The sequence below is a fragment of the Caulobacter sp. AP07 genome (assembly GCF_000281955.1).
Lineage (GTDB): Bacteria > Pseudomonadota > Alphaproteobacteria > Caulobacterales > Caulobacteraceae > Caulobacter.
Window position 1 is genome coordinate 1 of record NZ_AKKF01000036.1, and the last position, 11,153, is coordinate 11,153.

Here is an 11,153-nt window from a genome sequence, read left to right on the forward strand (position 1 = left end):
CCCCCGCCGATTCGGCGGGTCCCCGCGCCCGCCTCCGCCCCGAAGTGCTGGCCGGCCTGAAGGGCGAGGCGCTGAGCGAAGGCCTGGGCGGCCCCTGGGTGCAGGCGGCCTATCTGCACGCCCTGGTCCGCGCGGCCGGCGGCCAGACCGCCGTCGCCCTGGCCGACGACCATGTCAGCCTCGCCGCCTGGGTGCCCGCCTAAAAGCTCGCTGCGGCGATAAAGCACGCGACCAGGCGCCGAACGTCACCGCTCCTTAACCCCCAGGCGGCAAGCTGGGGGCTGTTGAAGTGGAGCGTGCCGTGAAGACCTGTCTCGTCGTCGACGACAGCCGGGTGATCCGCAAAGTCGCCCGGCGCGTCCTGGAGGACATCGGCTTCGAGATCGCCGAGGCCGCCGACGGCGTGGAAGCCCTGGCCTGGTGCCGGGCGGCCATGCCCGACGCCGTGCTCCTGGACTGGAACATGCCGGTGATGAACGGGATCGAGTTCCTGCGCCATCTACGCCAGGAGCCGGGCGGCGACGCGCCGATCGTGGTGTTCTGCACGGTCGAGAACGACATCGAGCACATCCGACTGGCCCTCGACACCGGGGCCAACGAGTACATCATGAAGCCGTTCGACGGCGACATCATCGCGGCGAAGTTCGCCGAGGCGGGCCTGCTGTGACCCCCGACGACATGGACCTGCTAGCCGCCCTGGCCCGCAACCGCGCCGGTCTGCGGATCGAGAGCGACAAGGCCTATCTGGTCGAGAGCCGGCTCAACCCCCTGGCCCGGCGCGAGGGCTTCGAGTCCATCGAGGCCATGGTCGCGGCCCTGCGCGCCAAGCGCGACGACCGGCTGATCTGGGCCGTCGTCGAGGCCCTGACCCTCAACGAAACCGCGTTCTTCCGGGACCGCGAGGTGTTCGCCCATCTGCGCGACGAGCTGCTGCCGGCGTTGTCGCGGCGCCGCGACCGTCCGATCCGCATCTGGAGCGCCGCCTGCTCGACCGGCCAGGAGGTCTATTCCCTGGCAATGACCGCCTCCGAGGCGCGCGACATCGAGCCCGGCGCCCAGTTCGAGTTCTTCGGCTCCGACCTGTCGGAACGTTGCCTGGAGAAGGCCCAGAGCGGCCTCTACACCCAGTTCGAGGTGCAGCGCGGCTTGCCGATCCGCTCGCTGGTCAAGCATTTCGAGAACCAGGACGAGATGTGGGCGATCAGCCCGCGCATTCGCCAGGCCGTGCGCTGGCGGCGCATCAACCTGATGGCCGACCTGTCGCCGATGGGCAAGTTCGACGCCATCCTGCTGCGCAACGTCCTGCCGGGCCTGGACCCCGCCGTGCGTCCCCGGGTCGTCGAGAGCCTGGCCGCCCGCCTGGAAGACGACGGCGTGCTGCTGCTCGGGGCGGGCGAGAGCCTGGGCGAACTGACCGGCGCCGTGCGACCGCTGGCCGATCGCCTGGGCCTGTTCAGCCGCGACCCCAGCTTCCGCGCCGCGGCCTGACGATTCCTAGGCTTCCGCCCCGGCCGGCGCGCCACTCCCTGCCTGGCCCAGCAGCCACTTCCACAACGACGGCCGGGCCGGCGATTCGGGAAGGGCCGCCGCCAGCTTGGCGTAGAGAATCTCGGCCGGGCCGGAGGCGGTGAGGTCGGGCCGAAGGCCCAGCGCATCGACCATGGCCACCGCCTCCTTGCGATAGGCGATTCGCACCCGGTCCGGGTGCGGCGCGAGCGGCCGGCAGTCGCTGAAGTCGACCACGACGCCCGTCAGCTCGGCGATCCGCCGCGCCTTGGTCCGGGCGTAGTCCGGATCGGCGCCCAGCCGGTCGACATCGATCACCAGGTCGGCCTGCGGCAGGGCCGCCAGATAGGACAGCATGTAGACGGCGATGAAGGCGGCGAAGGACACGCGAGCCGGGGCGCGCTTGAACCGCCGCCGCACCGCCGTGATCCGCTCGATCAGCGCGCCCCGCCCCGCCGTCAGCCCCAGCCGCCTGGCCCCGCCGGCCCCGGACGGCGCCTCGGACAGGATCACGTACTGGCAGAGCTCGAAATAGGTCGGCCGGGGGCGTTTGCGCAGCGAGTGGAACGAGCGCCACTGCTGCACCGGGTCACGGATCAGCACGATGTGCGCCCCGTCGAACCGCCGGCGCAGCCAGCCGATCCGGCCCAGGGTGCGGCAACAGGCCAGCACCGGCGTGCGCCCCTTGGACCGGGCCGCGGCGATCAGGCTGTCGAGATAGGCGACCTGCTCGGGGTCCTCGGCGGCCTCGTCGAGGAAGAAATTGTCCAGGGCGAAGCGCTGGTGATAGCCGGCCACGCCGCTCTCCGGCCGCATCAGGTCGGTGAACTCCGCCAGATAGGGCGCGCCTTCGTCCGGATGGCGCAGGCCGCTGGTGGCTGGCCGTTCGCGTTCGATCCATTCGGGCGTCAGCCGCGCCAGTTGTTCGTGCCAGGGCTCGTAATAGGCCAGGACGTCGCGGACGGCGCGGAACCGGCTCCAGAGATAGGTGCTGGAACAGCGCCAGCCGCTGTGGATGAAGACGGGCGGACGTTCGGAGGGCTGCAATGGGGACCAAACCTGTGAGCGGTCCCACAAGCTGGATGGCCAGCTTGACGGCTCGATATCGTCGATGTCGAAATTTCGGCGGTCTTTGTGACACGCCTGTCAGCCACGAGACATACGGTCACGAAACAGAGCTCTAGCCTTCAGATTCGTCGCTAGCTTGCATTTCTGAAATACATCTGACGGTCGAAAGGCGTGAAGAAGCCCGCCAGTCCCGAGACCGACGGGCTGAATCTGAAGGATTGGTCGGGAAGCTACTTGGCGTCCTTGGCGGTGTCGGTGACGGCCTTGCCGGCCGAAGACATGTCCTTGCCGGCGCCTTCGACGGTGTTGCAGGCGGCGACGGCGAGACTGGCGGCGATCGCGGCCAGGAGGATGAGCTTGCGCATGGATGTTCTCCACTGTTCGCCCCGACGGGCGTCTGAAAGGGTTGCCCCTTCAGAACGTGAGCGGCCTGGCTAAGTTCCGGTTGGCGCGGCTTCGGCCGGGGGCACCAGCGGGGTGGGGAACACCAGCCGCACCAGCAGGCCGCCGGCCGGAGACTGCTCGAACAGCAGCTTGCCGCGCAACTGACGGGCGAAGGCGGTCATCAGGGTGCGCCCGACCCCCTCGACGGGCCCCTTGGGCGCGCCGGGACCGTCGTCGCCGATCGCCAGCTCGGCTTCCTCGCCGCGCACGAAGAAGTCGACGGTCAACACCCCGCCCCGCTCGGCCAGGGCGTGCTTCTGGGCGTTGGTGATGGCTTCGACGGCGAACAGGGCCAGCGGGGCCAGGCGATCGGGATCGATGACCAGCGGATCGGCGTGGACCTCGGTGCGGACCGCCCCGCCGCCCATCGAGTCGCCGGCCAGCAGCAGGGCGGTCAGCTCCTCGAGGAACGGCCGCAGGTCGACCCGCTTGAGGTCAGGACCCTGGTAGAGGGCGCGGTAGATCTGAGCCAGGGCGGTGATCCGCTGGCGGGTGTCGTTGAGGGCGGTGCGGGCGGCTGGATCGGTCAGGGCCCGCTGCTGCATGTTGAGCAGCGAGGAAATGATCTGCAGGTTGTTCTTCACCCGGTGATGGATCTCGCGCATCAGCGCGTCCTTCTCGCCCAGGCTGTCGCGCAAGGATGCGTCGCGGGCGACGATGGCGGCGGCCATGTCGTCGAGGGTGGCGGCCAGTTCGCGGATTTCCGGCGGCGCGCGCTCGGCCTGCAGCGGCCGCACGGTGAAGCGGCCCCGGGCATAGATGGCCGCGACCCGGCGCAGATAGACGATCCAGCGGATCACCGCCTGCTCGGTGGCGTAGAGCACCGCCGCCAGGGCCAGGATGAAGGCCAGCAGCGGCGCGAGCAGCCGAAGCATCGGGTTCAGCCACGCCCACGAGGCCAGGCCCGGGGCCTTGGCCGACAGGATGACGAACACCTCCTCACCCACCAGCGGGGCGGCGGAGAAATCGCGATGGCGCTGGTCGGCGTCGGGGCCCGACCACAGGGCCGACCCGCTCTTGGCCGCCCGCTCGCGCCAGGCCGTCGGCGGCGCGCCGAACGCCCGGATGTCGGTGGCGGCGAACACCCGGCCCTCGGAATCGGCCAGGGCGACCTCGGCGCCGCCGGGCAGGTAGCGGTTGGCGGTCTCGGGCTTGAGCGACGAAAGGGTCAGCACCGCGGCCATCGCGCCGTTGAACTTGCCGCTCCCGTCCTCGGCCCGGACGGCGGTCAGGACCGACGGCTCGGTGGCGTAGGTCGCGCCGGGCACGCTGGCCACCACCATGTGCGAGCCGGCCGCCAGGTCCTGGAACCAGCTACGGCCCGAGCGCACCGCGTCCGGCGGGGTGGTCGCGGCGGCGCAGGACACCCGCCCATAGGCGTCGAAACGGATCAGGTTGGCGTAGCCCGGCAGGCGACGTTTGACGGTATCGAGACGCTGGGCGCACTGGAGACCCACGGACCCCGGCCCGAGCGTCTGGAGAAGGACGCCGGCCGCCTCGATCCGGGCCCGGGCGATGGCCGCGCTGCGACCCGCCGCCAGCTCCAGGCTCTGACGACGCGAATCGGCCTCCGCCTTGAAGGCGAAGACCGATTGCAGGACACCGAGGATCAGGACGGGCAGAAGCGCGATGAACAGCGCGCCGGCCAACCGGACCCGAATGGACCCGGCCGCGCCGGCCCCTCGGCCCAGAAGGGACTTCACCGCAGGGTGCTCAGTCTCTCCGCGTCGGCCAAGATGGCGTACATGGCGTCGCCGGCGGCGGCGCCGTCGCGGTCATAGGCGCCGGCTTCGAGGATGGCCTGCAGGGCTCGCCGCGCCCGGCTGACCCGGCTTTTCACCGTCCCCACGGCGCAGCCGCAGATCTCGGCCGCCTCCTCGTAGGCGAAGCCGCCGGCGCCGACCAGGATCAGCGCTTCGCGCTGCTCCGGCGGCAGCATGGCCAGGCTCAGGCGAAGCTCGTCCAGGGCCACCGGGGCCTCGGGATCATCGACCGCCACCAGGGTGCGTTCGGCCGCTTCCTGGTCGAGCTGGCTCTGGCGCCAGGACCGGCGCTTCTCGGAATAGAATTGGTTGCGCAGGATCATGAAGGTCCAGGCCTTCATGTTGGTGCCGAGCTGGAAGCTGGCGCGAGCGTCCCAGGCCTTCATCATGGCGTCCTGGGCCAGGTCGTCGGCGGCCGTCGGGTCGCCGGTCAGGGTTCGAGCGAAGGCGCGCAGATGCGGGATGAGCGTGACGAGCTCCTTCTTGAAGGCCACGTCACGGACCGGATCGAAGGGCGACCGGCCGACTTGCGCTTCCGTCATGCTTACCGCTCTCCCGAAGGCGTTTCCGCCTTGCGCAGGATATCGAGGAATTCGTCCGGCACCGGTTCATTCACGACCTCGTCGAACATCTGACGAAGCTTGACGCCAATAGCCTGTTGACGGAGCCGAGCTTCATCGAGCGCGGCCGCCCCTTTGCGGTGATCTTCCATGGGTACGTGTTCGATCATGTCCTCGACGCCGATAAATCGCGACGTCCGCCCCCTTTGGCCGAATGTGTGTACGCCGGATGACAACGTTGAATTCCGTATGGGGTTCCACAAGCTTGGGCATAATGATGGCAAAAATGGCGCGTCTATGGAACCACTAGAGAAGCGCGCCATGGAACCGCCAGGGGCCGGCCGCGTTTATGCACCGACGGGCGAACAGCGCAGCTTAGCCGCGCCGCGCGCTTTTTTTCGAAACACTCAACGGGAGGGGTCATGAGTCTTCTTGCCCGGCTAGCGCCGCACTTGCCTTATGTTCGTCGCTACGCTCGCGCTCTGACCGGCGACCAGACGACCGGTGATCACTATGTGCGCGTCGCGCTCGAGGCCCTGGCGGCCGGCGAGCGGTCGCTGGACGTCAACCTGTCGCCGCGGGTCGCGCTGTACCGCGTCTTCCACGCCATCTGGCTGTCTTCGGGCGCCCAGCTCGAAGCGCGTCGCGACGACGCCTCCAGCCTGGCGGACGACGCCTCGCAGCGCCTGATGCGGATCGCCCCGCGCTCGCGGCAGGCCTTCCTGCTGACGGCCCTCGAAGGCTTCACCCCGACCGAAGCCTCGCAGATTCTCGACTGCGACTTCACCGAGGTCGAACGCCTGATCTCCGAGGCCCAGAGCGAGATCGACGCCGAACTGGCCACCGACGTCCTGATCATCGAGGACGAACCGGTGATCGCCGCCGATATCGAGGCTTTGGTGCGAGAACTCGGTCACGACGTCATCGACATCGCCGCCACCCGCGGCGAGGCGGTGGAAGCGGTGAGCCGGCGCACGCCGGGCCTGGTCCTGGCCGACATCCAGCTGGCCGACGGCTCGTCGGGCATCGACGCGGTGAAGGACATCCTGGCGCGCCTGGACGTGCCGGTGATCTTCATCACCGCCTTCCCCGAGCGCCTGCTGACCGGCGAGCGGCCCGAACCCACCTTCCTGATCACCAAGCCTTTCCAGCCGGAAACGGTGAAGGCGGCGATCGGCCAGGCGCTGTTCTTCCACCCGCGCCGGACCCAGAAGGCGGCCTGAGCCTTCGGGCCCAGCCTTCAGGAGATGGAACGATCAAGGCCCCGGCGACGCGCCGGGGCCTTCTTCATGCGCGCCCTGTCCGTCACCCTGTCCGTCGCCGTCGGGGATCGGCCGGCGGGCGACTAGTTCTGCTTCACCGGCGCCTGTGGCGTGGAATAGCGCTCGGCTTCCTGCGTGGTCTTGGCGCCGTTGTTACGCTCGACGCTGGCCAGGTCGCCCGAACGCATGCTCCAGGCGCCGAACAGCGCGATGGCGGCCAGGACGGTCGAAACGATCAGCACCCAGAAGACGTGCTTGCCCCAGCGCCCTTGGCGAGCGCGGGTGGCGTTCAGGACAGGACCGTGATGCTCAAGATCGGCAGGCATGGAAAGCCTCCTTATCGCGCGGCGGAATAGACTCCCGAGCTCTGCGCCGCCGAGCCGCTCGGAGCGGGGCTGTCGTTGAAATGCTGGAGAAGCCCCGCCGACACCGCCACCGCGACGATCACCGCCAAGGCCGTCAGGCGGCTGCGCAAGGTCTTCTGTCGGCGCGTCAGCGCGCTCTCGAAGACCAATCCTCCATGCTCGGCTTGATAGGTGCGGACCACGACGTTGCTCCCCAGCTTCAAGGCCAACGGCCTTCAGGAAATCAACGTGTGGTTCAGGCCTGCGTTCCCTCCTGCGAGGCTTCGCGGCGGCTCGAAAAAATAATCGCGGAAAGGGCGAAAAAATAATCGCCAGACGGGAACCGCCTTTTCAGATCGACGTTTCAGAACTGCGGAGGCGGCGACGCCCCCCCGACTTGAGGCTGACGAAAGTCAGCCTGCTGCCTCCGCACCCCCATTCTCAAAGCCTTTCGAGGCGGCCCCGAGGGGCCGCCTCTTTTCAATGGGCTTGGCTGCGAAGGCCGACAGGGTCGCGCTAGCGCGCCGGCCCGGCGAGGTCGAACTTGACGTCGGCGCGTCGCCGCAAGGGCCGCGCCTCGCCCGAACCGGTGATCGACCCGGTATCGCCGGCCGCCGCCACGTCGAACTCCACATTGCGGAAGCCGACCTTGGCCAGGGCGCTCGTCACCGCCGTCGCCCGTGTCTTGGAAAGCGCGAGATTGACGTCCGACGCGCCCACGGCGTCGGCCAGGCCCAGCACGCGGACCGAGTCCACCTTGCAGCCCTTGGTCAGCACCCCGGCGCTCTTGAGCACGGAACGCGCCTCGTTGGTGACCTCGGCGGAATCGCGCTCGAAATAGATCTGCACGGCAAAGTCCTCGCAGGCCGGGGCCGTCGTCACGATCTGGGACCGTGACTTGGGCCAGGGACTGCTGGCGCAGCCCGCGACCAGCCCCGCGGCCACGACGACACCGATCGCCGTCAGTTCGACTCTTCTCATCGCTTGCCCTCTTTGACGTCCCGGCACGCAAAAGGCGGCCGACACAGGTCGACCGCCCCTTCTGGCGCTTCAGGCCGCGCCCGATTTAACGGGGGCTGCCGTCTTCCCAGTAGTAACGACCGCTACGCGAGTCATAGTAGTAATACCGTCCGGCCCGCTCGTCATAGTATTGACGGCGATTGACGTTGGTGGCGCCGCAGCCGCCGTCTTCGCGACAGCCCTTCACAGCGCCGGCGGTGCCGCCGATGGCCGCGCCGACAAGAGCGCCGGTGCTGGCGCTGCCGCCGCCGACATTGTTGCCGATCACCGCCCCGGCCAGGGCGCCCAAGGCGGCGCCGCCCGCGGCGTTGCGTTCGGTGTTGCCGGTCGCGGTGCAAGCACTGGCCAGCACGCCGACGCTCAGCAAGGCGATCAAGGTCTTGTTCATCGTGGCTCTCCGTTCGAGCTTGTCCCTGAAAACAAACGACGGGCGCGCGCCAACGGTTCCGGGAACCCCGCGCCAAGCTCCGCCGTTTGCCAGTCTCGCCGTTCCCGCGCGTCGGCGCCTCAGGAGGTCTCGCATGCGCGTGGAAGTCGTCGTCAACATCGCCTCCGGTTCGGTCGGCAAGGACGCGCCGGCCCAGGCCGAGGCCATTCTCGCGGCCCACGGCGTCGAGGGGCGGGTGCACGCCCCCAGCGAGGGCGAACTGAACGCCTGCCTGCGCGCCGCGATCGACTCGCGACCCGACGCCGTCCTGGTCGTGGCCGGCGACGGCACCGCCCGCGCCGCGGCCGAGATGGCCGGCCCCGACGGCCCGATGATCGCGCCCCTGCCCGGCGGCACGATGAACATGCTGCCCCACGCCCTCTATGGCGTCGTCCCCTGGCCCGAGGCCATGGCCGCCTGCCTGGAGAACGGCCAGGCGCGGACGATCTCCGGCGGCGAGATCAACGGCCGGGTGTTCTTCGTCGCCGCCATCCTCGGCAGCCCGGCCCTGTGGGCCGAGGCGCGGGAGGCGGCGCGGGCCGGCCGCGCCGACCTGGCCCTGATGCGCGCCCGGCGCGCCCTGCGCCGGGCGTTCTCCGGCCGGCTCCGCTATGTCCTGGACGGTCGCCCCAAGGGCAAGACCGAGGCGCTGAGCCTGATGTGCCCGCTGGTCTCGGCTGAGCTGGACGCCGACGAACAGGCCCTGGAGGCCGCGGCGCTCGACCCCTCCAGCGCCTTGGACATCTTCCGCCTGGGCGTCAGCACGGTGACCGGCAACTGGCGCGACGACCCGTCCGTCGTCGTCGGTCGCTGCCGCATCGGCAAGGTCTGGGCCGGCGGCCGGATCCCCGCCATCCTCGACGGGGAGCCGGCGCGCCTGGACGACACGGTCAGCATCCGCTTCCGTCCCAAGGCCTTCCGCGCCCTGGTTCCCGCCGCATGACCAAGCCGCTCAAGCTGATCCAGGTCTCGGACATCCACTTCGGCGGCGAGCACAAGGCCGCCGTCGAGGCGGCGGTCGAACGGATCCACGCCGAGCGACCGGACCTGGTGATCGCCGCCGGCGACCTGACCAAGGACGGCAAGACCGCCGAGTTCGACGCCGCACAGGCCTGGCTCGACCGCCTGCCCCAACCGCGCCTGGTCACGCCGGGCAACCATGACATTCCCTTCGCCGGCCCGCGCGAGATCCTGTGGCGGCTCGTCGCGCCCTGGCGTCGATACCAGAGCCGGTTTGGCCGCCGGAAGAGCCAGGACTGGGACGACCCGCGCGCCACCGTGGTGGCCCTGAACACGGCCCGCGCCTTCCAGCTTCGCCTCAACTGGTCGAAGGGCGCGGTGTCGCCTCGGCAGATCCGCGAGGTCTGCGCCGACCTGAGGGAGGCCGCGCCCGACGCGCTGAAGATCGTGGTCTGTCACCACCCGCTGATCGAGATGATCGGCGGGCCGATGACCGCCAAGGTGCGCGGCGGCACGGCGGCGGCCCAGGCCTTCGCCCAGGCCGGGGCCGACCTGGTGCTGACCGGCCACATCCACGCGCCGTTCGTCCACCCCTATCCGTTCTCGGACGGCTGCACCCAGGCGGTGGGGTCGGGCACCCTGTCGGTGCGCGAGCGGGGCGTGCCGGCCGGCTTCAATGTCATCGAGGTCGATGATGTCGACATCCGCGTCACCGCCCTGGCCTGGGAGCGGACCCGGTTCGTGACCTGGCGGACCTGGTCGGTTCCCAGGCGCTGTATTTCCAGGGATGGGCCAAACGAAAACGGCGCGACCGAGGTCGCGCCGTTGAAGGTTTAGCCGAGCGACCGGTCAGGCCGGCTCGGGATAGGCCCAGACTTCGCCCTGGCCCTTGGCCGCGGCGAACTGCGCGTCGGCCAGAGACCAGTTGGGCAGGATGTCGAACCAGGCTTCCAGGAAGCCCTTCCGGTTGTTCTGGTGATCCAGGTAGTAGGCGTGCTCCCAGACGTCGCAGACCAGCAGCGGGGTGACGCCCGGCTTGGTCAGGGTGTCGTCGGCGTCGTGGGTGGAGATCACGGTCAGCTTGCCGCCCTCGACGGCCAGCCAGACCCAGCCCGAACCGAAATGGCCGACGCCCTCGGCGACGAACTTTTCCTTCAGGCCGGCCAGGTCGCCGAACGCCTCGGCGATGGCGGCCGACAGCGCGGCGCCCGGGCCCTGCTTGGCGGGGCTCATGCAGTCCCAGAAGAACGCGTGGTTCCAGGCCTGGGCGGCGTTGTTGAACACCTTGCCCGGGCCGGCCTCGCGGATCACCGCTTCCAGCGAGCGCTTGTCGCCTTCCGGCAGCAGGCCGTTCAGCGCGTTCACATAGGCCGCGTGGTGCTTGTCATGATGGAAATGAAGCGTGTTGGCCGAGACGGTCGGCTCCAGGGCTTCATAGGCGTAGGGCAGGTCGGGGAGTTTGAACATGATCGCTCCAAAGCAAGACGCCCCCGGAAGATGGGAGGAGGGGCGCGGAAAACCAGTGGTGTAAGAGCCTGACGATGACCTAGCGCTGCGGCGGCCTCTGGGAGTCCAGCAGCGCCTTGGCGACGATCGCGGCCAGGGCCGGATTGCGTAGGGCGATGATCCCGGCCGCCAGGCCGGCGCCGATCGTCAGGATCGGGCGATCCTTGACCATCTCGATCGCCCGCTCGGCGAAGGCGAAGCCGTCCGGCGCGGCCGGATGCGACGGCTTCACCTCGGCCTTGCGGGCCGCCAGAAGCCCGGCGATCCCGACGATCACGGCGGCGACCGCCGCG

At 69.5% G+C, this 11,153-nt stretch carries 15 protein-coding genes and 2 pseudogenes; 6 read left to right on the forward strand and 11 right to left on the reverse strand.

What is annotated here, in order from left to right; genetic code table 11:
- The 3 genes and pseudogenes from chpT to PMI01_RS03275 all read left to right on the forward strand — a co-directional run.
- Positions 1-203 (forward strand): annotated as a pseudogene (gene chpT, locus PMI01_RS03265) (histidine phosphotransferase ChpT); the annotation flags it as partial.
- An 86-nt stretch (positions 204-289) separates the two neighbouring features.
- Positions 290-667: a response regulator gene (locus PMI01_RS03270; protein WP_162136381.1), complete on the forward strand. Its 378-nt coding sequence runs from the start codon at positions 290-292 to the stop codon at positions 665-667.
- Positions 664-1,488: a CheR family methyltransferase gene (locus PMI01_RS03275; protein ID WP_007662929.1), complete on the forward strand. Its 825-nt coding sequence runs from the start codon at positions 664-666 to the stop codon at positions 1,486-1,488. The genes PMI01_RS03270 and PMI01_RS03275 overlap by 4 nt, the downstream gene beginning before the upstream one ends.
- A 6-nt stretch (positions 1,489-1,494) precedes the next feature.
- Here PMI01_RS03275 and PMI01_RS03280 read toward each other — a convergent pair whose 3' ends face one another.
- The 5 genes from PMI01_RS03280 to PMI01_RS03300 form a co-directional block, all read right to left on the reverse strand.
- Positions 1,495-2,553, reverse strand: coding sequence for a hypothetical protein (locus tag PMI01_RS03280; protein WP_007662930.1), 1,059 nt, complete (start codon positions 2,551-2,553; stop codon positions 1,495-1,497).
- A 251-nt stretch (positions 2,554-2,804) separates the two neighbouring features.
- On the reverse strand, positions 2,805-2,939 hold the full coding sequence (locus PMI01_RS03285; RefSeq protein ID WP_007662931.1) for an entericidin A/B family lipoprotein: 135 nt from the start codon (positions 2,937-2,939) through the stop codon (positions 2,805-2,807).
- Between the two features lie 69 nt (positions 2,940-3,008).
- Positions 3,009-4,721, reverse strand: a complete 1,713-nt coding sequence (locus PMI01_RS03290; protein WP_007662932.1) for a sensor histidine kinase PhyK — start codon at positions 4,719-4,721, stop codon at positions 3,009-3,011.
- Positions 4,718-5,323: a sigma-70 family RNA polymerase sigma factor gene (locus PMI01_RS03295; protein WP_007662933.1), complete on the reverse strand. Its 606-nt coding sequence runs from the start codon at positions 5,321-5,323 to the stop codon at positions 4,718-4,720. Before PMI01_RS03295 ends, PMI01_RS03290 begins: the two co-directional genes overlap by 4 nt.
- A gap of 2 nt (positions 5,324-5,325) precedes the next feature.
- On the reverse strand, positions 5,326-5,511 hold the full coding sequence (locus tag PMI01_RS03300; protein WP_028040104.1) for an anti-sigma T factor NepR: 186 nt from the start codon (positions 5,509-5,511) through the stop codon (positions 5,326-5,328).
- A gap of 252 nt (positions 5,512-5,763) precedes the next feature.
- Here PMI01_RS03300 and PMI01_RS03305 point away from each other — a divergent pair, with 252 nt between their 5' ends.
- Positions 5,764-6,564, forward strand: coding sequence for an anti-anti sigma factor/receiver protein PhyR (locus PMI01_RS03305; RefSeq protein WP_007662934.1), 801 nt, complete (start codon positions 5,764-5,766; stop codon positions 6,562-6,564).
- Between the two features lie 122 nt (positions 6,565-6,686).
- On the opposite strand, the gene PMI01_RS03310 is transcribed toward PMI01_RS03305, so the two are convergent.
- The 4 genes from PMI01_RS03310 to PMI01_RS03325 form a co-directional block, all read right to left on the reverse strand.
- Positions 6,687-6,929, reverse strand: coding sequence for a hypothetical protein (locus PMI01_RS03310; protein WP_007662935.1), 243 nt, complete (start codon positions 6,927-6,929; stop codon positions 6,687-6,689).
- Between the two features lie 11 nt (positions 6,930-6,940).
- Positions 6,941-7,150: a hypothetical protein gene (locus PMI01_RS03315; protein ID WP_238536996.1), complete on the reverse strand. Its 210-nt coding sequence runs from the start codon at positions 7,148-7,150 to the stop codon at positions 6,941-6,943.
- A gap of 313 nt (positions 7,151-7,463) precedes the next feature.
- Positions 7,464-7,928, reverse strand: coding sequence for an OmpA family protein (locus PMI01_RS03320; protein ID WP_007662937.1), 465 nt, complete (start codon positions 7,926-7,928; stop codon positions 7,464-7,466).
- A gap of 85 nt (positions 7,929-8,013) precedes the next feature.
- Positions 8,014-8,355 carry a glycine zipper domain-containing protein gene (locus PMI01_RS03325; RefSeq protein WP_007662938.1) on the reverse strand — a complete coding sequence of 114 codons (342 nt, stop codon included), beginning with the start codon at positions 8,353-8,355 and terminating at the stop codon, positions 8,014-8,016.
- 133 nt (positions 8,356-8,488) lie between these two features.
- Between PMI01_RS03325 and PMI01_RS03330 the strand changes: the two genes are divergently transcribed.
- Together PMI01_RS03330 and PMI01_RS03335 are read left to right on the forward strand one after the other, a co-directional pair.
- Positions 8,489-9,337: a diacylglycerol/lipid kinase family protein gene (locus PMI01_RS03330; RefSeq protein ID WP_007662939.1), complete on the forward strand. Its 849-nt coding sequence runs from the start codon at positions 8,489-8,491 to the stop codon at positions 9,335-9,337.
- On the forward strand, positions 9,334-10,191 hold the full coding sequence (locus tag PMI01_RS03335; protein ID WP_007662941.1) for a metallophosphoesterase family protein: 858 nt from the start codon (positions 9,334-9,336) through the stop codon (positions 10,189-10,191). Before PMI01_RS03330 ends, PMI01_RS03335 begins: the two co-directional genes overlap by 4 nt.
- Positions 10,192-10,203: 12 nt before the next feature.
- Here the strand turns inward: PMI01_RS03335 and PMI01_RS03340 are convergent, their stop codons facing one another.
- Entirely contained in the window at positions 10,204-10,821 is a 618-nt protein-coding gene (locus PMI01_RS03340; protein ID WP_007662945.1) for a superoxide dismutase, read from the reverse strand.
- A gap of 79 nt (positions 10,822-10,900) precedes the next feature.
- Positions 10,901-11,153: pseudogene (locus PMI01_RS03345) on the reverse strand (hypothetical protein); the annotation flags it as partial.